This is a genomic window from Paracoccus zeaxanthinifaciens ATCC 21588 (assembly GCF_000420145.1).
GTDB lineage: Bacteria > Pseudomonadota > Alphaproteobacteria > Rhodobacterales > Rhodobacteraceae > Paracoccus > Paracoccus zeaxanthinifaciens.
The window spans coordinates 297,219-318,583 of the sequence record NZ_ATUJ01000002.1; the positions used below are offsets into that span (position 1 = coordinate 297,219).

Here is a 21,365-nt window from a genome sequence, read left to right on the forward strand (position 1 = left end):
CAGAACGAAGAAGCGGAAGCGCCCGTGAAAGACCAGATGATTTCCCATACCCCGGTGCCCACGCAATGGGTCGGCCCGATCCTGTTCCGCGGCCCCGTCGTCGAGGGCCCGATCAGCGCGCCGCTGGCCACCTACGAGACGCCGCTCTGGCCCTCGACCGCGCGGGGGGCAGGGGTTTCCCGGCATTCGGGCGGGATCCAGGTCTCGCTGGTCGACGAACGCATGAGCCGCTCGATCGCGCTGCGGGCGCATGACGGGGCGGCGGCGACCGCCGCCTGGCAGTCGATCAAGGCCCGCCAGGAAGAGGTCGCGGCCGTGGTCGCCACCACCAGCCGCTTCGCCCGCCTTGTCGAGCTGAATCGCCAGATCGTGGGCAACCTGCTTTACATCCGCATCGAATGCGTGACGGGCGACGCCTCGGGTCACAACATGGTCACCAAGGCCGCCGAGGCCGTGCAGGGCTGGATCCTGTCGGAATACCCGATGCTGGCCTATTCCACGATCTCGGGGAACCTGTGCACCGACAAGAAGGCGTCGGCGGTCAACGGCATCCTGGGCCGCGGCAAATACGCCGTCGCCGAGGTCGAGATCCCGCGCAAGATCCTGACCCGCGTGCTGCGCACCAGCGCCGAGAAGATGGTCCGCCTGAACTACGAGAAGAACTATGTCGGGGGTACGCTGGCGGGGTCGCTGCGCAGTGCGAACGCGCATTTCGCCAACATGCTGCTGGGCTTCTACCTGGCGACGGGGCAGGACGCGGCCAACATCATCGAGGCCAGCCAGGGCTTCGTCCATTGCGAGGCCCGCGGCGAGGATCTGTATTTCTCGTGCACGCTGCCCAACCTCATCATGGGCTCGGTCGGTGCCGGCAAGGGCATCCCCTCGATCGAGGAGAACCTGTCGCGGATGGGCTGCCGCCAGCCGGGCGAACCCGGCGACAACGCGCGCCGTCTTGCGGCGATCTGCGCGGGCGTCGTGCTGTGTGGTGAATTGTCGCTGCTTGCGGCCCAGACCAACCCCGGAGAGTTGGTCCGCACCCACATGGAGATGGAGCGATGACCGACAGCAAGGATCACCATGTCGCGGGGCGCAAGCTGGACCATCTGCGTGCATTGGACGACGATGCGGATATCGACCGGGGCGACAGCGGCTTCGACCGCATCGCGCTGACCCATCGCGCCCTGCCCGAGGTGGATTTCGACGCCATCGACACGGCGACCAGCTTCCTGGGCCGTGAACTGTCCTTCCCGCTGCTGATCTCGTCCATGACCGGCGGCACCGGCGAGGAGATCGAGCGCATCAACCGCAACCTGGCCGCTGGTGCCGAGGAGGCCCGCGTCGCCATGGCGGTGGGCTCGCAGCGCGTGATGTTCACCGACCCCTCGGCGCGGGCCAGCTTCGACCTGCGCGCCCATGCGCCCACCGTGCCGCTGCTGGCCAATATCGGCGCGGTGCAGCTGAACATGGGGCTGGGGCTGAAGGAATGCCTGGCCGCGATCGAGGTGCTGCAGGCGGACGGCCTGTATCTGCACCTGAACCCCCTGCAAGAGGCCGTCCAGCCCGAGGGGGATCGCGACTTTGCCGATCTGGGCAGCAAGATCGCGGCCATCGCCCGCGACGTTCCCGTGCCCGTCCTGCTGAAGGAGGTGGGCTGCGGCCTGTCGGCGGCCGATATCGCCATCGGGCTGCGCGCCGGGATCCGGCATTTCGACGTGGCCGGTCGCGGCGGCACATCCTGGAGCCGGATCGAGTATCGCCGCCGCCAGCGGGCCGATGACGACCTGGGCCTGGTCTTCCAGGACTGGGGCCTGCAGACCGTGGACGCCCTGCGCGAGGCGCGGCCCGCGCTTGCGGCCCATGATGGAACCAGCGTGCTGATCGCCAGCGGCGGCATCCGCAACGGTGTCGACATGGCGAAATGCGTCATCCTGGGGGCCGACATGTGCGGGGTCGCCGCGCCCCTGCTGAAAGCGGCCCAAAACTCGCGCGAGGCGGTTGTATCCGCCATCCGGAAACTGCATCTGGAGTTCCGGACAGCCATGTTCCTCCTGGGTTGCGGCACGCTTGCCGACCTGAAGGACAATTCCTCGCTTATCCGTCAATGAAAGTGCCTAAGATGACCGTGACAGGAATCGAAGCGATCAGCTTCTACACCCCCCAGAACTACGTGGGACTGGATATCCTTGCCGCGCATCACGGGATCGACCCCGAGAAGTTCTCGAAGGGGATCGGGCAGGAGAAAATCGCACTGCCCGGCCATGACGAGGATATCGTGACCATGGCCGCCGAGGCCGCGCTGCCGATCATCGAACGCGCGGGCACGCAGGGCATCGACACGGTTCTGTTCGCCACCGAGAGCGGGATCGACCAGTCGAAGGCCGCCGCCATCTATCTGCGCCGCCTGCTGGACCTGTCGCCCAACTGCCGTTGCGTCGAGCTGAAGCAGGCCTGCTATTCCGCGACGGCGGCGCTGCAGATGGCCTGCGCGCATGTCGCCCGCAAGCCCGACCGCAAGGTGCTGGTGATCGCGTCCGATGTCGCGCGCTATGACCGCGAAAGCTCGGGCGAGGCGACGCAGGGTGCGGGCGCCGTCGCCATCCTTGTCAGCGCCGATCCCAAGGTGGCCGAGATCGGCACCGTCTCGGGGCTGTTCACCGAGGATATCATGGATTTCTGGCGGCCGAACCACCGCCGCACGCCCCTGTTCGACGGCAAGGCATCGACGCTGCGCTATCTGAACGCGCTGGTCGAGGCGTGGAACGACTATCGCGCGAATGGCGGCCACGAGTTCGCCGATTTCGCGCATTTCTGCTATCACGTGCCGTTCTCGCGGATGGGCGAGAAGGCGAACAGCCACCTGGCCAAGGCGAACAAGACGCCGGTGGACATGGGGCAGGTGCAGACGGGCCTGATCTACAACCGGCAGGTCGGGAACTGCTATACCGGGTCGATCTACCTGGCATTCGCCTCGCTGCTGGAGAACGCTCAGGAGGACCTGACCGGCGCGCTGGTCGGTCTGTTCAGCTATGGCTCGGGTGCGACGGGCGAATTCTTCGATGCGCGGATCGCGCCCGGTTACCGCGACCACCTGTTCGCGGAACGCCATCGCGAATTGCTGCAGGATCGCACGCCCGTCACATATGACGAATACGTTGCCCTGTGGGACGAGATCGACCTGACGCAGGGCGCGCCCGACAAGGCGCGCGGTCGTTTCAGGCTGGCAGGTATCGAGGACGAGAAGCGCATCTATGTCGACCGGCAGGCCTGAAGCAGGCGCCCATGCCCCGGGCAAGCTGATCCTGTCCGGGGAACATTCCGTGCTCTATGGTGCGCCCGCGCTTGCCATGGCCATCGCCCGCTATACCGAGGTGTGGTTCACGCCGCTTGGCATTGGCGAGGGGATACGCACGACATTCGCCAATCTCTCGGGCGGGGCGACCTATTCGCTGAAGCTGCTGTCGGGGTTCAAGTCGCGGCTGGACCGCCGGTTCGAGCAGTTCCTGAACGGCGACCTAAAGGTGCACAAGGTCCTGACCCATCCCGACGATCTGGCGGTCTATGCGCTGGCGTCGCTTCTGCACGACAAGCCGCCGGGGACCGCCGCGATGCCGGGCATCGGCGCGATGCACCACCTGCCGCGACCGGGTGAGCTGGGCAGCCGGACGGAGCTGCCCATCGGCGCGGGCATGGGGTCGTCTGCGGCCATCGTCGCGGCCACCACGGTCCTGTTCGAGACGCTGCTGGACCGGCCCAAGACGCCCGAACAGCGCTTCGACCGCGTCCGCTTCTGCGAGCGGTTGAAGCACGGCAAGGCCGGTCCCATCGACGCGGCCAGCGTCGTGCGCGGCGGGCTTGTCCGCGTGGGCGGGAACGGGCCGGGTTCGATCAGCAGCTTCGATTTGCCCGAGGATCACGACCTTGTCGCGGGACGCGGCTGGTACTGGGTACTGCACGGGCGCCCCGTCAGCGGGACCGGCGAATGCGTCAGCGCGGTCGCGGCGGCGCATGGTCGCGATGCGGCGCTGTGGGACGCCTTCGCAGCCTGCACCCGCGCGTTGGAGGCCGCGCTGCTGTCTGGGGGCAGCCCCGACGCCGCCATCACCGAGAACCAGCGCCTGCTGGAACGCATCGGCGTCGTGCCGGCAGCGACGCAGGCCCTCGTGGCCCAGATCGAGGAGGCGGGTGGCGCGGCCAAGATCTGCGGCGCAGGTTCCGTGCGGGGCGATCACGGCGGGGCGGTCCTCGTGCGGATTGACGACGCGCAGGCGATGGCTTCGGTCATGGCGCGCCATCCCGACCTCGACTGGGCGCCCCTGCGCATGTCGCGCACGGGGGCGGCACCCGGCCCCGCGCCGCGTGCGCAACCGCTGCCGGGGCAGGGCTGATGGATCAGGTCATCCGCGCCAGCGCGCCGGGTTCGGTCATGATCACGGGCGAACATGCCGTGGTCTATGGACACCGCGCCATCGTCGCCGGGATCGAGCAGCGCGCCCATGTGACGATCGTCCCGCGTGCCGACCGCATGTTTCGCATCACCTCGCAGATCGGGGCGCCGCAGCAGGGGTCGCTGGACGATCTGCCTGCGGGCGGGACCTATCGCTTCGTGCTGGCCGCCATCGCGCGACACGCGCCGGACCTGCCTTGCGGGTTCGACATGGACATCACCTCGGGGATCGATCCGAGGCTCGGGCTTGGATCCTCGGCGGCGGTGACGGTCGCCTGCCTCGGCGCGCTGTCGCGGCTGGCGGGGCGGGGGACCGAGGGGCTGCATGACGACGCGCTGCGCATCGTCCGCGCCATCCAGGGCAGGGGCAGCGGGGCCGATCTGGCGGCCAGCCTGCATGGCGGCTTCGTCGCCTATCGCGCGCCCGATGGCGGTGCCGCGCAGATCGAGGCGCTTCCGGTGCCGCCGGGGCCGTTCGGCCTGCGCTATGCGGGCTACAAGACCCCGACAGCCGAGGTGCTGCGCCTTGTGGCCGATCGGATGGCGGGCAACGAGGCCGCTTTCGACGCGCTCTACTCCCGGATGGGCGCAAGCGCAGATGCCGCGATCCGCGCGGCGCAAGGGCTGGACTGGGCTGCATTCCACGACGCGCTGAACGAATACCAGCGCCTGATGGAGCAGCTGGGCGTGTCCGACGACACGCTGGACGCGATCATCCGCGAGGCGCGCGACGCGGGCGCCGCAGTCGCCAAGATCTCCGGCTCGGGGCTGGGGGATTGCGTGCTGGCACTGGGCGACCAGCCCAAGGGTTTCGTGCCCGCAAGCATTGCCGAGAAGGGACTTGTTTTCGATGACTGATGCCGTCCGCGACATGATCGCCCGTGCCATGGCGGGCGCGACCGACATCCGAGCAGCCGAGGCTTATGCGCCCAGCAACATCGCGCTGTCGAAATACTGGGGCAAGCGCGACGCCGCGCGGAACCTTCCGCTGAACAGCTCCGTCTCGATCTCGTTGGCGAACTGGGGCTCTCATACGCGGGTCGAGGGGTCCGGCACGGGCCACGACGAGGTGCATCACAACGGCACGCTGCTGGATCCGGGCGACGCCTTCGCGCGCCGCGCGTTGGCATTCGCTGACCTGTTCCGGGGGGGGAGGCACCTGCCGCTGCGGATCACGACGCAGAACTCGATCCCGACGGCGGCGGGGCTTGCCTCGTCGGCCTCGGGGTTCGCGGCGCTGACCCGTGCGCTGGCGGGGGCGTTCGGGCTGGATCTGGACGACACGGATCTGAGCCGCATCGCCCGGATCGGCAGTGGCAGCGCCGCCCGCTCGATCTGGCACGGCTTCGTCCGCTGGAACCGGGGCGAGGCCGAGGATGGGCATGACAGCCACGGCGTCCCGCTGGACCTGCGCTGGCCCGGCTTCCGCATCGCGATCGTGGCCGTGGACAAGGGGCCCAAGCCTTTCAGTTCGCGCGACGGCATGAACCACACGGTCGAGACCAGCCCGCTGTTCCCGCCCTGGCCTGCGCAGGCGGAAGCGGATTGCCGCGTCATCGAGGATGCGATCGCCGCCCGCGACATGGCCGCCCTGGGTCCGCGGGTCGAGGCGAACGCCCTTGCGATGCACGCCACGATGATGGCCGCGCGCCCGCCGCTCTGCTACCTGACGGGCGGCAGCTGGCAGGTGCTGGAACGCCTGTGGCAGGCCCGCGCGGACGGGCTTGCGGCCTTTGCGACGATGGATGCCGGCCCGAACGTCAAGCTGATCTTCGAGGAAAGCAGCGCCGCCGACGTGCTGTACCTGTTCCCCGACGCCAGCCTGATCGCGCCGTTCGAGGGGCGTTGAACGCGTAAGACGACCACTGGGTAAGGTTCTGCCGCGCGTGGTCTCGACTGCCTGCAAAGAGGTGCTTGAGTTGCTGCGTGACTGCGGCGGCCGACTTCGTGGGACTTGCCCGCCACGCTGACGCGCTGGAAACGCGCCCGCGGATTACGACCGCGTCATTGCCCTGAACCAATTTCCCGTCGGTCGACGCGGTGCAACGCATGGGCGCTGTTGGTTCCACCCGTGTCGGCAGGCAGATGGCGCAGTCCCATAGCTTGGGCAGGATGCGGCACTGCCGGTCGCGGGCGTGGGTGGCGCGTCAATCAGTCGAAATCCGCCACGATCTGGCCGATCATGCGGCGCAGCCACAGGTGGCCGGGATCGCGGCGCAAGCGCGGGTGCCATGCGATCTGGCTGGGAAAGCGGCCTAGGTCCACGGGAACGGGCAGGTTCCGCAGCCCATAGGCATCCGCGGTCATGGAGGCCACGCGCGCGGGCACCGTGGCGATGCCGCCCAGTCGCGCGACCACGGGCGGGGCCGACAGGAAATGCGACACGACGACCGCGGTTCGGCGGCGAAGGCCCGTGCCCTCCATCCGCTTGTGCAGGCCCGTGCGCCATTTGCCGGGCGGGGCCACGACGACATGCGGCAGGCTCTCGTAGCGGGCCTGGTCCAGCGCCGCGCCGTCGGGCAGGGCCTGCGGGGCGACGATGCAGCGGAACCCGTCGCTGAACAGCTCGGACACGACCAGATCCTCGGGCGGGGTGTCGAACCGCCCGATCGCAAGGTCGAAAGCCCGCCCCGCAAGGTGGCGCGGGTCGAGGTCGGGCCCGATGGGCGACACCTCGAGCGCGGCCTGTGGGGCTTGCGTCGCGAAGGCCGCCGCAAGCGCGGGCGTCAGCACGATCTCGGCATATGGGCCCAGCAGCAGCCGGAAGCGGCGCGTCGTGCGCGAGGGATCGAAGGGTTCGGCGGCGCGGAACGCCTGTTCCAGCCGTTCGAGGCCCGCCGCGATGTCGGGCGCGATCTCCAGCGCCTTCTCGGTCGGTTCGACCCCGTAGCGGGCGCGCAGGAACAGCTCGTCGCCCAGGGCCTCGCGCAGGCGGGACAGGGCCGCGCTGACGGTGCTCTGGGATTGGCCCAGTCTTTCGGCGGCGGCGGTCACGTTGCGTTCCTCCATGACGGCATGGAACACGCGAAGAAGGGAGATGTCTGGCGTCATATGTCCAGAATATCGATATCTGACGTTGCCTGCATCAATTTCCCGAACGATACGCGCGTCCCTATGTTCCATCCCGAAGCACGGCACATGCCCGTGCGCAGGAACCGAACAGAAGGAGATCCGCATATGGCACGCATCCTGATCCTCTCGACCGCCGCCGACGTGATGGGCGATACCGGCAAGCCGACCGGCGTCTGGTACGAGGAACTGGCGACCCCCTATTACGCCTTTCTCGATGCCGGGCACGAGGTCGTGCTGGTGACGCCTGCGGGCAAGCCCGTTCCCATCGATCCGAACTCCGACGAGACGGGCGAGAACGCCCCCGCCAGCGTCACGCGTTTCCGCGGCGACGAGGCAGCCACCGCGCTGCTGGCCGCGCCGGGCCGGCTCGAGGATATGGACGTCAAGCAGTTCGACGCGCTCTATATTCCCGGTGGGCATGGCGCGATGTACGACCTGGCCGAAAGCAACCTGGTCGCGGGCGTGATCGGCACGGCATGGGACGCGGGCAAGGTCGTCGCCTCGGTCTGCCACGGTCCGGCGGCCTTCGCCAAGGCGGTCGATGCGAATGGCGATCCCATCGTCAAGGGCCGCAAGGTGTCGGCATTCACCGACAGCGAGGAACGCGCCGTCGGCCTGGCCGATGCGATGCCCTTCCTGCTGGAGACCAAGCTGCGCGAGCTGGGCGCGATCTTCGAGAACGTCGCCGACTGGCAGCCGCATTCGGTCGTGGACGGGCGTCTGGTGACCGGCCAGAACCCCGCATCCTCGGATGGCGCAGCCGAGAAGGTGCTGGCCCTGCTGGCCTGATCCCGATTTGCGCCGCCCGCGATGTCGGGCGGCGCGCTTCTATGCCATGGCCAGCAGCTCGGCCTGCCAATCCGCCGTGTCGCAGCCATCGAGCGCGGCAAGCCACGCGCCGTCGGCGGCCAGCCGGATCACCTTGAACCGCGTCCCTGCATCCGTGGCGGCGTGGCGGGCCTCCTGGTCGGCCATCCACGCATACCAATCCGCCCGCAATTGCGGATCGGCCCACATCGCGGCGGTCAGTTGCAGCTCCACATCGTCCGCCGTCACATCCAGGCAGGTCCTGACATAGGCACGGGTAAAGCGGCCCATGCCGACCTCGGACGCCAGATGATCGTCCAGCATGGCCGAGAATGTGGTGATCGCATGTTCGCGCATCGCGTCGATCAGCGCGCTCTTGTCACGGAAATGGTGCATCAGCCCGCCCTTGGTGACGCCCGCCGCATCCGCCACCGCCTGCAGGGTCACGGTCTGGATCCCGTGCCGGACCGCGATGCCGCTTGCCGCGTGCAGGATCGCCTGCTGGACTTGTTCCGGGCGCTTGGGCCTGTGAAGCCCGCTCAATGCGCGGAACCCGATACGGCGTTGATCAGCACCACCCCGGTCACGATGAAGCCGATGCCCACGATCGCCGCAAGATCCAGCGCCTGCCTGAACAGCACCACGCCGATCAGCGCCGTCAGCACGATGCCCACGCCCGCCCAGACGCCATAGGCGATCCCAAGCGGGATGTGCCGCAGCGCCAGCGACAGGCAGTAGAAGGCCAGCACATACAGCGCCACCGTCGCCAGCGACGGCAGCAGCCGCGTGAACTGCTGCGATTTCATCAGTGCCGTCGATCCCGCGACCTCGGCCACGATCGCGACCCCAAGGATAAGCCATGCCTGCATGTCGGCCCCGCTAACAAACCATCCGGTCGGTTTGTTAGCGGATCGGTCGCGATCCTTCAAGCGGCGTCAGCCCGGATAGTGCATCGTGTTCAGGAACCGCGACCTGCGGTCCAGCGGGTTGCGATACCCGTGCGCCTGATCCGCGTTGAAGCGGAGCGCGCGGTCAGGCTCGACCCTGATCCAGTCGGACCCCAGCCAGATCTCGACCGCGCCCTCGATGACGAAGATGTCCTCGACGACGCCGGGGGCATGGGGTTCCGAGCGATGTTCCCAGTTCGGGGCCAGGTCGTGCAGGAACACCTCGGTGCCGGTCTTGGGATCGAAGGGGAACAGCGTGCGGAAGGCGGGGCCGTCGACGAAACCCTCGTGCGGTCGAATGGGGGCGCTGTCACTGCGCGACGGTCCGATCAGCGCGGTCAGCGGCAGTTGCAGCCCCCGGCACAGCTTCCACAGCGTGGCCATGGTCGGGCTGCTCTCGCCCCGCTCGATCTGGCCCAGCATCGCCTTGCTGACCCCTGTCGCCTCGGCCGCCGCGCTGAGGCTGAGGCCCGCACGGGCGCGCGCCTCGCGAAGATTGTCGCCCACGATCTCATCCCTGCGTGGCTCGGTCATGTGCATCCCCGTCATTCCCGTGTTGTGCGTCATAACGCACGCGTGCTAGGCCTGCGTACGTCATAGCGCACGATTCCCGGATTAGAGACTGCCATGCTTCCCTTCAAGCTCTCTCATGTCGTGGCCGGCTTCATCGCGGTCCTTGTCGGCTATACCAGCTCGGTCGCGATCATCTTCCAGGCCATCGACAGGCTGGGCGCGACCGAGGCGCAGGCCAACAGCTGGATGCTGGTCCTCGGGGTGGGGATGGGGTTGTCGACGCTGCTGCTGTCCCTCACCGCTCGGATGCCGGTGCTGACGGCCTGGTCCACGCCGGGGGCGGCGCTGATCGCGCTTGGAACCGGGGCGACGCTGCCCGAGGCGACGGGGGCGTTCCTCTTCTGCGCGGTCCTGTTGATCGTGACGGGCCTTGGCGGCTGGTTCGACAGGCTGGCGCGGCTGGTTCCCGACAGCCTTGCGAATGCGATGCTGGCGGGTATCCTGTTTTCGTTCGGGATCAAGATATTCGATGGCATAAGCTCGAATCCGGTTCTGGTCGGGATCATGGTCGCGACCTATCTTGCGATGCGGCGATACGGGCCTCGCTATGCCATCGCGGTCGTGTTCCTTGCGGGGCTGGGCCATGTCGCCGTGACGGGTGGTTTCGCGGATGCGGCGCTGCCCCTGTCATTGGCGCGCCCGTCCTTCGTCATGCCCGAGTTCCAGCCCGCCGTGCTGATCGGTCTGGGCCTGCCGCTGTATCTTGTGACGATGAGCTCGCAGAACATGCCGGGCGTCGCCACCCTGCGCGCCGACGGATTCGAGCCCCGGATCGGCCGTGCGATCACCGTGACGGGGATATTCAGCCTGCTGCTTGCGCCCTTCGGTGGCTATGCCTTCAACCTTGCCGCGATCACGGCGGCGATCTGCACCGGACCCGATGCCGACGAGGATCCGCGCACGCGCTGGAAGGCCGGCGTCTTCACCGGGATCTTCTACGTGATCGTCGGGCTGATGGGGGCCACGGTGATCGGGCTGTTCCTGATCCTGCCGCAGGCGCTGGTCCTGACGATCGCCGCGCTGGCGCTGCTGGGCAGCATCGGCAACAGCCTGTCCGCCGCCCTGACCGACAAGACCGACCGAGAGGCCGCGCTGGTCACCTTCATGGCGACCGCCAGCGGTTTCGGCCTGATGGGCATCGGCGCCCCGTTCTGGGCGCTGCTGTTCGGCCTGATCGTGCGCTTCGCCCTACGGCGCTGAGATGCACGCGGCCGCTGTCCTTGTTGCAGCGTCGGCTCTTGGAATTGGCCAGATCGCCCCACTCCCTTTGGGTTGCTGTCACGTCAGGCGCTCGGAATCTCTGCTGATATGATAAGGTTTATGTCGCTCGCGACATTGCGCGTCCTGATGGTGGCGGGATCACTGCGATAACTGGACCCGTTTGGGCATCTTGGGGTGGTCGTCCCGGCAGGCTGTTCGCACTGGTGCTCGCCCATTGGCGGCTCCTGCAGTTCCTGATGAATTACGCCATGCAACGCTTTCTGCCGCACCGGGGGACGCTGCGAGATCGGCGCATATTTGATGCGCAGGATTGGGGATCACGCGGCGGCCTTCCCCGTCACCTTCGGCATGGCATGGACCGACTGGCCGATGGGGGCGCCGGACGACGCCGAAATGGCGAGTGCCCGATATGGTCCCTAACGCTGCCGAGCAGGGATGGCCCGGAACGACATGAAATCGGGGGCCGCAGGATAGGCACTCGGGCTCATCCGCTGACTGTGGCGGTCCGCCTGAGATCGCTGTCACTCCGGGCGGGCGGCCTTCAGGAAGAAGCGGGTCGCCGCCTCCAGTTCCGGCCCGATCTGCTCCATGCTGCGGGCGGGGCGCGCGAGGGTCAGCCGGTCCCAGATATGCGGGACCAGCGCAAGGTCGGTGAACTGCCGCGCCAGGGTGTCGGCGTCACCGCTCACGCGTCCTTCGCGGATCAGCTGCTCCATCACGTCGGCCACCAGCATCTGTCCGGGGATGCGGGCGCGACGCTCGGCGATCTCGGCCAGTTCGGGCATCTGTTCGCATTCCGAGATGACAAGCCGCAGCATCATCACGGCCTCGCCCTCCAGCGCGGATCGCAGGATCGCATCGGCCAGCGCAAGCAGCCGCGTCTCGGGGTCGCCGCCGGTGCCCGTGACCTGGCGGGGCGATTGCAGCATCCGTTCCGCGAAGGCGGTGACCACGGCCTCGACCAGCGCGCGCCTGTCGGGGAAGCGGGCATAGATCGTCTGCTTCGATCCGCCGAACTGCCGCGCCACGTCCTGCATCGAGGTCGCCGAGTAGCCCTTGGTCAGGAACAGCTCGGTCGCGGCCTTGACGATGCGTTCGGCCGCCTCGGGTGACGGTGGGCGCCCGCGCGTGCGGCAGATGCGGTCCTGCAGTCTCATTGTAGCTTTTCCTTGGGCGTTCGTCGCTGTAAGAGCCTTTTCGGAACTTGCGGGTTCCGTAATTGGCTGATGCCTAACTTGTACATGCAACATGATCAATCGAAAGGCTTCGGCATGGCCCATGAAATATCGCCGCGGCACGGCCCCGGGTTCCCCGGACCGAGATTGCGGACCCCGCGCGCGCCCTCGGACGGGCGCAAGGCACCCCACACATCACGAAGGTCTCTCATGCGAATAGCGACTGCACTGGTCCTCGCCTTCCTGACGACGCTGACCGCCACGCGCGCCATCGCGCAGGACGGGCAGGCCGACGATCTGCGCCCGGCCAAGCTGATGGAACTGGAACGGTCTGCCGACGTGCTGAGCCGCCGCTTCTTCGGGCGCATCACGGCACGCAACACGGTGAACCTGTCGTTCCGCGCGGGCGGCCAGATCGAGGAGCTGTCCGTGCGCGAGGGCGAGCTGGTCGAGCGCGGCGACGTGCTGGGCCGTCTGGACCCCGCGCCCTTCGAACGCGCCGTGCGCGAGGCCCGCGCCCAGCTGGACCAGGCCGACCGCCAGCTGGAACGCTTCAGCAACCTGGGGCCGGGCATCGTTCCCCAGGCCGATATCGAGGATGCACAGACCGCCCGCGAGGTCGCGCAGGTCGCCTATGACGACGCGCTGGACAACCTGGACGACGCGACGCTGACGGCGCCCTTCGACGCGCTGATCTCGGAGCGGCTGGCGGATCGCTTCGCCACGGTCGCCGCGGGCGAGCCCATCGTGCGCGCCCACGACATGAGCGAGATCCAGGTCGAGATCAAGGCGCCCGAGATCCTGTTCCGCAAGTTCGGCGAGCAGCCCGAATTCACCGCCAGCGCGCAGCTGACCCATGAAGGCCCGCTCTATCCGCTGGAATTCCGCGAATTGGCCGCCGAGGCGACCGAGGTCGGCCAGAGCTATCGCCTGACCTTCGCGCTTGGGGCCGATGTGCCGGATTACCTGCTGCCCGGTTCCTCGGCCACCGTGCTGGCCGAGATCCGCAACCGCGACGCGAACGGCCATCCCGTCGTTCCCGCCAGCGCGCTGCGCTTCACCCCCGAAGGCGATGCGCAAGTCCTGGTCTTCACCCCTGACGAAGGCGACGACGACACCGGCCGCGTCAGCATCGCCGATGTCACCATCGAGCCCGCGACCGGCACCGATTTCCGCATGACGAGCGGCCCCGCGCCGGGGACGACCATCGTGGCCGCAGGGGCCGCGATGCTGTCCGACGGCGACCGCGTGCGCCGCTTCACCAGCCTGTCGGGCGATGGGGGGCAGCCGTGAATCTTGCACGCAAGGCGATCGAGGCATCGCTTCTTACCTGGCTTCTGATCCTCGGCTGCCTCGGCGGCGGGCTGTGGGGCTATGCCACCGTCGGCAGGCTGGAGGACCCGGCCTTCACCATCAAGACGGCGGTCGTGCTGACCACCTATCCCGGCGCATCGGCGGCGCAGGTCGCCGAAGAGGTGACCGAGCCGCTGGAATCGGCCATCCAGCAGATGGGGGTGCTGGACACCATCACCTCGTCGAACAAGCCGGGCGTGTCCCGCATCGATGTCGAGATCCTGCCGACCGTCGGCGGGGACGAGCTGCCGCAGGTCTGGGACGAGTTGCGCAACCGCGTGGCGGATGCCGCAGCCCAGCTGCCGCAGGGCGCGGGGCAGCCCATCGTGAACGACGATTTCGGCGATGTCTTCGGCATCTATTTCGCGGTGACCGCGCCGGGCTTCTCGGATGCGGAAATCCACGACATCTCCAGCTATCTCCGCCGCGAGATCCTGACGGTCGAGGGCGTGTCGGATGTCGCGCTGGCCGGACTGCCCGAAGAAGCGGTCTTCGTCATGCCCGACATGGCCATTGCCGCGAACCTGAACGTGGCGCCCGACGCGCTGACCCAGCAGATCGCGGCGGCGGCGCAGCTGTCGCCCGCAGGATCGATGGCATCGGACGGCAAGCGCTTCGACATCGACGTGCCGCGCAGCACCGACAGCGTCGATGCGCTGCGCGAACTGACCGTGAATGTCGGCGCGAACACGGTGCAGATGACCGATATCGCCACGGTCGAACGCGGGCGCGTGGACACGCCCAGCCAGATCATCCGCTTCAACGGCCAGGAGGCATTCACCCTTGCCGTCGCGGGCATCGCCTCCGAGAATATCGTCGATATCGGCAACCGCGTGGATGCCAAGCTGCAGACGCTGCGCCACGACCTGCCGCACGGGGTGGAATTCCACCCCATCTATCAGCAGCATGTCGTCGTGGACGAATCCTCGAACGGGTTCCTCAAGAACCTCGCCATGTCGGTGGCGCTGGTCGTGGTCGTGCTGGCGGTCTTCATGGGCTGGCGTTCGGCGTTGGTCGTGGGGGTCACGCTGTTCCTGAACGTGATCGGCACCTTCTTCTTCATGTCGCTCGGCGGGATCGAGATGGAGCGCATCTCGCTCGGGGCGCTGATCATCGCGATGGGGATGCTGGTCGACAACTCGATCGTGGTGGCCGAGGCCATGCAGATCAAGATGCAGCAGGGCCGCTCCTCGCGGCAGGCGGCCGAGGAGGGCGCGGCCCGCATCCAGCTGCCGCTGCTGGGCGCGACGGTGATCGGCATCATGGCCTTTGCCGGGATCGGCCTGTCGCCGGACGCCACGGGCGAGTTCATGTTCTCGCTGTTCGCGGTGGTGGGCATCTCGCTTCTGCTGTCCTGGGTGCTGGCGCTGACTGTGACGCCGCTTCTGGCGCATTACGTCTTCAAGCGCGGCACGGGCGAGGATGACGGCTATTCCGGGCCGATCTTCAACGCCTATCGCCGGGTGCTGGGGATGGCGCTGAACGTGCGCTGGCTGTTCCTTGCGGGGCTGGTCGTGGTGACGGCGCTGTGCTTCCGCGGGTTCGCCTCGGTGCCGCAGCAGTTCTTCCCCGACAGCAGCACGCCGATCTTCTATGCCCATTACAAGCTGCCGCAGGGCAGCGACCTGCATGCCGTGTCGCGCGACCTGCAGCAGGCCGAGGACTGGCTGCTGGAACGCGACGACGTGGCGTCGGTCGCAAGCTTCATCGGGGGCGGGGCCACGCGGTTCATGCTGACCTATGCCCCCGAGGAATCCATGCCGACCTACGGGCACCTGATCATCCGGACCGACACGCTCGAGGCGATCCCGCCGCTGCTGGACGACCTGAACCGGTTCGGCCGCGAAACCCTGTTCGCCGGAGAGTTCAGGACCGAGCGCCTGGCCTTCGGTCCGGGCGGCGGCGCGCCCATTCAGGCGCGCATCTCGGGGCGCGATCCGGTCGTGCTGCGGCAGCTGGCGGAACGGATCGGGCAGACCTTCCGCGACCAGGACGCGCCGCTGATGGATATCCGCACCGACTGGCGCGAATACGAACCCGTGCTGATCCCCGACTATGCCACGCAGCGCGCACAGACGGCGGGGATCACCCGCGCCGACATCGCCGATGCCAGCCTGATGGCGACCGAGGGGATGGCGGTCGCCACCTATCAGGAAGGCGACCGCCAGATCCCCATCCGTCTGCGCACCCGCGCCTTCGGGGAAACCCCCGACCTGACCGAACAGCTGATCTATTCCAGCGCCGCCGGGGACTACCTGCGGATGGAGCAGCTGATCGACGGGCTGCGGTGGGAACCCCGCGACACGCTGATCCAGCGCCGCAACCGCGTGCCCACCATCACGGTCGAGGCCGGCCTGCCGAGCGGCACGAACGTCTCGGCGGTCTTCGCGCAGATCCGTCCCGCCGTCGAGGCGGTCGACCTGCCCGAGGGTTACGTGCTTGAATGGGGCGGTGAATATGAGAGCAGCACCGAGGCGCAGGAGAGCCTGGGCGGCCAGCTGCCCGTGACCATCCTGATCATGGTGCTGATCTCGATCCTGCTGTTCGGTCGGCTGCGTCAGCCGCTGATCGTGTGGCTGCTGGTGCCGATGGCGGTGAACGGCGTGGTCATCGGCCTGCTGGTCACGGGGCTGCCCTTCTCGTTCACGGCGCTTCTGGGGCTTCTATCGCTGTCGGGGATGCTGCTGAAGAACGGCATCGTCCTGGTCGAGGAGATCGACCTGGTCCGCGCCGAGGGGCAGCCCCTGCGCCGCGCCATCGTCGAGGCTTCGACCTCGCGTCTGCGGCCCGTGGTGCTGGCGGCGGCGACGACGATCCTGGGGATGGCCCCGCTGCTGTGGGATCCGTTCTTCGCGTCGATGTCCGTGACGATCATGGGGGGGCTGGCCTTTGCCACGATCCTGACGCTGATCGCAGCGCCGACGCTGTACTACGTGCTGTTCGGCAAGGACCGCGGGTCCGAAGCCGCGGCCTGAAGCGAAACGCCTGCCCGGAGCGGTCTCCGGGCAGGCGCATGGGTCACAGGACCATCGCCGCGATCCAGCCCGCCGCCAGCAGCGGCAGGTTGAAATGCAGGAAGGTCGGCACGACGGTATCGCGGATATGGTCGTGCTGGCCGTCCGCGTTCAGTCCCGCCGTCGGCCCGAGCGTGGAATCCGATGCCGGCGATCCCGCATCGCCAAGCGCGCCCGCCGTCCCGATCAGCGCGATCGTCGCCATGGGCGAGAAGCCGAAGCTGATGCACAGCGGCACATAGATCAGCGCGATGACCGGCACGGTCGAGAAGGACGACCCGATCCCCATCGTGATCAGCAGCCCGACCGCCAGCAGCACAAAGGCCGCAAGGCCCTTGCTGTCGCCGATCAGCGCGGCCGAGCTTTCGACCAGTTCGGGGACCGCGCCGGTGGCCTGCATGACCGCCGCGAAGCCCTGCGCGGTGACCATGATGAACCCGATCAGCGCCATCATCCGCAGGCCCAGCACGAAGACGTCGTCGACCTCTTTCCACTGGAAGAACCCGCCAAGGCTGAGCACCGCGAAGCCGACCAGCCCGCCCAGCAGCATCGAGCCGCTGGACAGCTGCACCGCCAGCGCCACCGCGATGGATGCAAGGCTGAGCGCCAGCTGCAGCGGTGTCATGGCGTGGTCGGCGGGCGCGGTCTCGCCCGCTGCCGCGCCGATCCGTGCCGTCGCATAGTCGCGCGGCGCGCGATACGAGAAGACGACCGCGACCAGCAGGCCCAGAAGCATCCCCAGTGACGGGATCAGCATCGCCATCGGCACGATCGAGGCGCTGATCTCGAAGCCCTGATCCGCGCCCGCAAGGTTGATGTTCTTGGTCAGGATCTTGTCCTGATAGATTGACCCGAAGCCCACCGGCAGCAGCATGTAGGCGAAGACCAGCCCGCAGGTCAGCGCACAGGCCGCCGCGCGGCGGTCGATGCGCAACTGGTTCATCACCGCCAGAAGCGGCGGGACCAGGATGGGGATGAAGGCGATATGGACGGGGACCAGCGTCTCGGCCAGGGTCGCGGTCAGCAGGAAGGCGGCATAGATCACCATCGCCGCATACATGCCGCTGCTGGCCGAACTGCGCGCGCCGACCAGTCCCGCGATGCGCGTCGCCAGCAGGTGGGTCAGCCCCGACCGCGACAGCGCGACCGCGAAGGCGCCCAGCATCGCATAGGACAGCGCGACGGTCGCGCCCTCGCCCAGGCCGGATTCGAAGGATGCGACGATCTCTGTGATCGGCATTCCGGCAGTCAGCCCGCCGACCAGTGTTGCCACGATCAGCGCGACGATCACCGGCACGCGGATCAGGCTCAGCACCATCATCGTGACGACGGCGACTACGACAGCATTCATTTTGCCTCCTTCATGAAGCCTTGCCCGTCGGGTGGACGGGTGGGTCTGCGGGGGCAGGATGGCCTGAACGACATGCCCGCGCCCCGTGATACGGTCCGAGCGTCGATGTCAGGCCGCGATTTCGATGCCAGCGGCCTTAGCCGATGTGGGTGCCGGGATGAAGGCGTCGAATGCGCCTATTGCGGATCGTCCGTCGGGCGCAGCGCGTCCGAGCTGCGCAGCCCGCCGCCTTCGATCACCTTGCGGCACAGATGCAGGAACTGGTCGCGTTCCGCCGCGCTCAGCCCGCCGAAGATCTCGTCCTGCCTGCGCAGCACGCGGGCCTCGATTTCGGCCAGGACGCGGCGGCCCTCGTCGGTGGGGAACAGGTGCTTGGCGCGGCTGTCATCCTCGTTCGTGCGCGTGGTGATCCAGCCGCGCTCGCGCAGCAGCGAAACCGCGCGGCTGATCGAGTTCTGCGGCCGGGGAAACAGCGACTGGATGTCCCGCGCCAGCAGGCCCGGAAAGCGCACGACGGCATAGAGCGCGGACCACGCATGGACCGGCATGCCGTAATCCTTCTCGAAGAAGCGGTTCGATACCTGGTTGTTCGCCAGCACGATGAAGCTTGCGGCCATGAGATAGCGCAGGTCCGAGCTGAAGGTCTCGCGCAGGATGTCGTCGGTCTCGTATCGCACGTGGCCTCCTTCCGGTTCCGGGTGATGCGTCAGGGGTGCTGACGCTTTGCGCGATGCATTCTTTCATTTTTCGGGCCGCAGCAATAGCACTCCTTGCGAAATACATCCACGTGGATGTAACAATCCGACGAACCCGTATCCAGACGAGAGCCCGATGCCCCAACTTGCCGCCTTCGCCTTGCTGACGCTGATCCTGTTCCTTGGCGATGTCGCCGCCACGCGGACACGGTCGCGCCTGCCGTCCATCTTCGTCTGCGCGGTGCTGTTCCTGCTGGGATACTGGACCTTCTTCCCCGAGGACATCGTGCAGGTCGCGGGCTTCGGCACGCCGGTCGTCTACCTGTCGATGTACCTGCTGATCACCAACATGGGCACGCTTCTGTCGGTGCAGGAACTGCGCCGCCAGTGGCGCACGGTGGTCATCGCGCTGCTGGGGATCGCGGGGATCGCCGCGATGCTGTTCACCGTCGGGCGGCTGTTCCTGGACTTCGAGACGATCGTCGTGGTGACGCCGCCGCTGACCGGGGGCGTGGTCTCGTCGCTGATCATGTCCGAGGCCGCGGCGAATGCGGGGCTTGAAAGCCTCGCGGTGCTGGCGATCCTGATCTATGTCATGCAGGGCTTCGTCGGGTATCCGCTGACCTCGTGGATGCTGCAGCGAGAGGGGCGGCGCGTGCTGGCGCTGCACCGCGCGGGCCGCTGGAACGGCCCCGCTGAGGTCGCGCAGGTCAAGCCCACCGCGACCGCTTCCGGCCCCGCCATGTTCCGGAGCCTGCCCGCCGAATACGACACGGTGTATTTCAAGCTGTTCCGCCTTGGCATCGTGGCCTTCCTTGCCTGGGGTGCCGCGCAGCTCGTGAGCCCCTACTTCCAGATCAGCCCCTTCGTGCTGTGCCTCGTGGCGGGGGTCGTGGCATCCTCGGTCGGGTTCCTTGAACGGCAGCCGTTGCAGCAGGCCAATTCCTTCGGCTTCGTCATCATGGTGCTGATGCTGTTCATCCTGGGCGGGCTGAACCGCGCCACCCCGGACATGCTGCTGGATCTGGCGGGGCCGATGTTCGGCGCGATCTTCGTGGGCATCGCAGGGATGTACGTCTTCTCGTTCATCGCGGGGCGCCTGCTGGGCAGCACGCCGGAAATGGCCTTCGCCTGTTCCCTGACGGCGCTTTACGGCTTCCCTGCCGATTACGTCATCACGAACGAGGTCGTGAACGCCCTGTCCGACGACCCTGAGGAACGCGGCATCCTGTCGGCGCATATGCTGCCGCCCATGCTGGTGGCGGGCTTCGTCACCGTCACCATCGTGTCCGTGCTTCTGGCCGGTATCTTCGCGGGGCTTCTGTAATGACACTTCACGCAAACGAGACGCGCATCCGCCAGATGATCGAGACGCTGGCGACCTTCACCGCCACGCCGGGACGGGGGACGACGCGGCTGACCTACAGCCAGCAGCACCGCGATGCGCTGGATTACCTGCGCGGCCGGATGGAGGATGCAGGTCTTGCCACGCGCATCGACGCGGTCGGCAACCTGTTCGGCAGGTTGGAGGGGACCGAGCCTTCGCTGCCGCCCGTGCTGATCGGCTCTCATATCGACAGCGTGCCGAATGGCGGGGCCTTCGACGGACCCGCAGGCGTCGTCGCCGCCATCGAGACCGCCTTTTGCCTGCAGGAGCTGGGCGAGCGCCCGCGCCGCCCGATCGAGGTGATCGCCATGATCGAGGAAGAGGGCGGCCGCTTCGGCGGCGGGCTGCTCGGCTCTCGTATCCTGACGGGGCAGCTGGGGCAGAACACGCTCGGGACGATGGCGGACGGGCAGGGGATTGCCCTGCGCGACGCGATGGCGGGCTTCGGACTGGATCTTGGCCTGGCGCACCAGGCCGTGATCCCCGAAGGCGGCATCCACGCCTTTCTCGAGCTGCATATCGAACAGGGGCCGATCCTTGAAAGCACGGGCGATGCGGTGGGCATCGTCGGCGCGGTGGTCGCGCTGTCGCAGCTGTCCGTGCGGATCGGGGGCGCGGCGGGCCACGCGGGGACGACGCCGATGCCGGGCCGCCGCGATGCGCTGGTCGCGGCGGCGGGCGTGATCGCGGAACTGCCCGCGCTGGCGGCGGCGATCGACCCCGCCGCGGTCGTGACCGTCGGTCAGATCGAGGTGCAGCCCGGCGGAGCGAACGTCATCCCCGACCTTGCGGCCTTCAGCATCGACGCGCGCGCCGAGCGGGCCGAGACGGTCGCGGCGATCAAGACCGCGATCCGCGCCCGCCTGGCCGATCTGGACCGCGACGGCTTCCGCACCGAGGTCGAGGAACTGCTGTCTGTCCCCGAAACGCCGATGTCCGAGGATATCCGCGCAGGGCTTGTCGCCTCGGCCGAGGAATGCGGCTTCGCGTGGCGGGCCATGACCAGCGGGGCGGGGCATGACGCGATGGTGCTGTCGCGGATCGCACCCGTCGGGCTGATCTTCGTGCCCAGCCGCGACGGCATATCCCACACTCCCGAGGAATGGACCGACTACGACCAGCTGACCCGCGGCATCGAGGTCTATTTCCGCACCGCCCGCAAGCTGGCGGCGTGACGGGCCGCGCCCTTGCTCGATCAGGAAGATCCGGCGGGGCCTCGGGATGGGACAGCCCCGCCGCTGTGACGTTCGAGATGCAGTTGCGGGCCGCGTAGATAGGCTGCCGCGTCAAAGCGGCAATCAGGCCAATCTCACGGCGATGAGCTTT

General features: G+C 67.8%; 19 protein-coding genes. 12 read left to right on the forward strand and 7 right to left on the reverse strand.

The window, feature by feature from the left end; genetic code table 11:
- The first annotated feature begins 24 nt into the window (after positions 1 to 24).
- From F804_RS0103185 to mvaD, 6 genes are read left to right on the forward strand one after another with little or no spacing between them, the layout of a single operon-like run.
- Positions 25 to 1,059 carry a hydroxymethylglutaryl-CoA reductase gene (locus tag F804_RS0103185; protein ID WP_028725555.1) on the forward strand — a complete coding sequence of 345 codons (1,035 nt, stop codon included), beginning with the start codon at positions 25 to 27 and terminating at the stop codon, positions 1,057 to 1,059.
- Entirely contained in the window at positions 1,056 to 2,105 is a 1,050-nt protein-coding gene (gene fni / locus F804_RS0103190; protein ID WP_022706301.1) for a type 2 isopentenyl-diphosphate Delta-isomerase, read from the forward strand. Before F804_RS0103185 ends, fni begins: the two co-directional genes overlap by 4 nt.
- Positions 2,106 to 2,116: 11 nt before the next feature.
- Positions 2,117 to 3,268, forward strand: coding sequence for a hydroxymethylglutaryl-CoA synthase (locus F804_RS0103195; protein WP_022706302.1), 1,152 nt, complete (start codon positions 2,117 to 2,119; stop codon positions 3,266 to 3,268).
- Entirely contained in the window at positions 3,249 to 4,385 is a 1,137-nt protein-coding gene (locus F804_RS15500) for a mevalonate kinase family protein (RefSeq protein WP_022706303.1), read from the forward strand. The genes F804_RS0103195 and F804_RS15500 overlap by 20 nt, the downstream gene beginning before the upstream one ends.
- Positions 4,385 to 5,302, forward strand: a complete 918-nt coding sequence (locus tag F804_RS0103205) for a mevalonate kinase family protein (protein WP_022706304.1) — start codon at positions 4,385 to 4,387, stop codon at positions 5,300 to 5,302. The genes F804_RS15500 and F804_RS0103205 overlap by 1 nt, the downstream gene beginning before the upstream one ends.
- Positions 5,295 to 6,293, forward strand: coding sequence for a diphosphomevalonate decarboxylase (gene mvaD, locus F804_RS0103210; RefSeq protein WP_022706305.1), 999 nt, complete (start codon positions 5,295 to 5,297; stop codon positions 6,291 to 6,293). The genes F804_RS0103205 and mvaD overlap by 8 nt, the downstream gene beginning before the upstream one ends.
- Before the next feature lie 302 nt (positions 6,294 to 6,595).
- Here the strand turns inward: mvaD and F804_RS0103215 are convergent, their stop codons facing one another.
- Positions 6,596 to 7,495, reverse strand: coding sequence for a LysR family transcriptional regulator (locus F804_RS0103215; RefSeq protein ID WP_022706306.1), 900 nt, complete (start codon positions 7,493 to 7,495; stop codon positions 6,596 to 6,598).
- A gap of 126 nt (positions 7,496 to 7,621) precedes the next feature.
- On the opposite strand from F804_RS0103215, the gene F804_RS0103220 reads away from it, so the two are divergent.
- Positions 7,622 to 8,305 carry a type 1 glutamine amidotransferase domain-containing protein gene (locus F804_RS0103220; RefSeq protein ID WP_022706307.1) on the forward strand — a complete coding sequence of 228 codons (684 nt, stop codon included), beginning with the start codon at positions 7,622 to 7,624 and terminating at the stop codon, positions 8,303 to 8,305.
- Between the two features lie 39 nt (positions 8,306 to 8,344).
- Here the strand turns inward: F804_RS0103220 and F804_RS0103225 are convergent, their stop codons facing one another.
- The 3 genes from F804_RS0103225 to F804_RS0103235 all read right to left on the reverse strand — a co-directional run bounded on the left by F804_RS0103225 (position 8,345) and on the right by F804_RS0103235 (position 9,804).
- On the reverse strand, positions 8,345 to 8,866 hold the full coding sequence (locus F804_RS0103225; RefSeq protein WP_022706308.1) for a TetR/AcrR family transcriptional regulator: 522 nt from the start codon (positions 8,864 to 8,866) through the stop codon (positions 8,345 to 8,347).
- The gene (locus F804_RS0103230; protein ID WP_022706309.1) at positions 8,863 to 9,192 is read right to left on the reverse strand and encodes a DMT family transporter; all 330 of its coding nucleotides are present in this window, start codon (positions 9,190 to 9,192) and stop codon (positions 8,863 to 8,865) included. Before F804_RS0103230 ends, F804_RS0103225 begins: the two co-directional genes overlap by 4 nt.
- A 66-nt stretch (positions 9,193 to 9,258) precedes the next feature.
- A complete protein-coding gene (locus tag F804_RS0103235; RefSeq protein WP_040595668.1) occupies positions 9,259 to 9,804 on the reverse strand; it encodes a helix-turn-helix domain-containing protein in 546 nt (181 codons plus the stop codon).
- Between the two features lie 93 nt (positions 9,805 to 9,897).
- Between F804_RS0103235 and F804_RS0103240 the strand changes: the two genes are divergently transcribed.
- A complete protein-coding gene (locus F804_RS0103240) occupies positions 9,898 to 11,043 on the forward strand; it encodes a benzoate/H(+) symporter BenE family transporter (RefSeq protein WP_022706311.1) in 1,146 nt (381 codons plus the stop codon).
- Between the two features lie 542 nt (positions 11,044 to 11,585).
- Here F804_RS0103240 and F804_RS0103250 read toward each other — a convergent pair.
- Entirely contained in the window at positions 11,586 to 12,221 is a 636-nt protein-coding gene (locus tag F804_RS0103250; RefSeq protein ID WP_022706312.1) for a TetR/AcrR family transcriptional regulator, read from the reverse strand.
- A 228-nt stretch (positions 12,222 to 12,449) separates the two neighbouring features.
- On the opposite strand from F804_RS0103250, the gene F804_RS15505 reads away from it, so the two are divergent.
- A complete protein-coding gene (locus F804_RS15505) occupies positions 12,450 to 13,532 on the forward strand; it encodes an efflux RND transporter periplasmic adaptor subunit (RefSeq protein WP_022706313.1) in 1,083 nt (360 codons plus the stop codon).
- Positions 13,529 to 16,567, forward strand: a complete 3,039-nt coding sequence (locus F804_RS0103260; RefSeq protein WP_022706314.1) for an efflux RND transporter permease subunit — start codon at positions 13,529 to 13,531, stop codon at positions 16,565 to 16,567. The genes F804_RS15505 and F804_RS0103260 overlap by 4 nt, the downstream gene beginning before the upstream one ends.
- A 43-nt stretch (positions 16,568 to 16,610) precedes the next feature.
- On the opposite strand, the gene F804_RS0103265 is transcribed toward F804_RS0103260, so the two are convergent.
- A complete protein-coding gene (locus F804_RS0103265) occupies positions 16,611 to 17,957 on the reverse strand; it encodes a Na+/H+ antiporter family protein (RefSeq protein ID WP_022706315.1) in 1,347 nt (448 codons plus the stop codon).
- 176 nt (positions 17,958 to 18,133) lie between these two features.
- Positions 18,134 to 18,634, reverse strand: a complete 501-nt coding sequence (locus tag F804_RS0103270; protein WP_022706316.1) for a MarR family winged helix-turn-helix transcriptional regulator — start codon at positions 18,632 to 18,634, stop codon at positions 18,134 to 18,136.
- 154 nt (positions 18,635 to 18,788) lie between these two features.
- Here F804_RS0103270 and F804_RS0103275 point away from each other — a divergent pair, with 154 nt between their 5' ends.
- Together F804_RS0103275 and F804_RS0103280 are read left to right on the forward strand one after the other, a co-directional pair.
- The gene (locus F804_RS0103275) at positions 18,789 to 19,979 is read left to right on the forward strand and encodes a hypothetical protein (RefSeq protein ID WP_022706317.1); all 1,191 of its coding nucleotides are present in this window, start codon (positions 18,789 to 18,791) and stop codon (positions 19,977 to 19,979) included.
- The gene (locus tag F804_RS0103280; protein WP_022706318.1) at positions 19,979 to 21,214 is read left to right on the forward strand and encodes a Zn-dependent hydrolase; all 1,236 of its coding nucleotides are present in this window, start codon (positions 19,979 to 19,981) and stop codon (positions 21,212 to 21,214) included. The genes F804_RS0103275 and F804_RS0103280 overlap by 1 nt, the downstream gene beginning before the upstream one ends.
- Positions 21,215 to 21,365: the final 151 nt, after the last annotated feature.

What these genes read in the sequence shown, in the direction of transcription:
- fni (WP_022706301.1), top strand. Translation starts at nt 1,056, where the DNA reads ATGACCGACAGCAAGGATCACCATGTCGCGGGGCGCAAGCTGGACCAT.
- F804_RS0103195 (WP_022706302.1), top strand. Translation starts at nt 2,117, where the DNA reads ATGACCGTGACAGGAATCGAAGCGATCAGCTTCTACACCCCCCAGAAC.
- F804_RS15500 (WP_022706303.1), top strand. Translation starts at nt 3,249, where the DNA reads ATGTCGACCGGCAGGCCTGAAGCAGGCGCCCATGCCCCGGGCAAGCTG.
- F804_RS0103205 (WP_022706304.1), top strand. Translation starts at nt 4,385, where the DNA reads ATGGATCAGGTCATCCGCGCCAGCGCGCCGGGTTCGGTCATGATCACG.
- mvaD (WP_022706305.1), top strand. Translation starts at nt 5,295, where the DNA reads ATGACTGATGCCGTCCGCGACATGATCGCCCGTGCCATGGCGGGCGCG.
- F804_RS0103215 (WP_022706306.1), bottom strand. Translation starts at nt 7,495, where the DNA reads ATGACGCCAGACATCTCCCTTCTTCGCGTGTTCCATGCCGTCATGGAG.
- F804_RS0103220 (WP_022706307.1), top strand. Translation starts at nt 7,622, where the DNA reads ATGGCACGCATCCTGATCCTCTCGACCGCCGCCGACGTGATGGGCGAT.
- F804_RS0103230 (WP_022706309.1), bottom strand. Translation starts at nt 9,192, where the DNA reads ATGCAGGCATGGCTTATCCTTGGGGTCGCGATCGTGGCCGAGGTCGCG.
- F804_RS0103235 (WP_040595668.1), bottom strand. Translation starts at nt 9,804, where the DNA reads ATGACCGAGCCACGCAGGGATGAGATCGTGGGCGACAATCTTCGCGAG.
- F804_RS0103240 (WP_022706311.1), top strand. Translation starts at nt 9,898, where the DNA reads ATGCTTCCCTTCAAGCTCTCTCATGTCGTGGCCGGCTTCATCGCGGTC.
- F804_RS0103250 (WP_022706312.1), bottom strand. Translation starts at nt 12,221, where the DNA reads ATGAGACTGCAGGACCGCATCTGCCGCACGCGCGGGCGCCCACCGTCA.
- F804_RS15505 (WP_022706313.1), top strand. Translation starts at nt 12,450, where the DNA reads ATGCGAATAGCGACTGCACTGGTCCTCGCCTTCCTGACGACGCTGACC.
- F804_RS0103265 (WP_022706315.1), bottom strand. Translation starts at nt 17,957, where the DNA reads ATGAATGCTGTCGTAGTCGCCGTCGTCACGATGATGGTGCTGAGCCTG.
- F804_RS0103275 (WP_022706317.1), top strand. Translation starts at nt 18,789, where the DNA reads ATGCCCCAACTTGCCGCCTTCGCCTTGCTGACGCTGATCCTGTTCCTT.
- F804_RS0103280 (WP_022706318.1), top strand. Translation starts at nt 19,979, where the DNA reads ATGACACTTCACGCAAACGAGACGCGCATCCGCCAGATGATCGAGACG.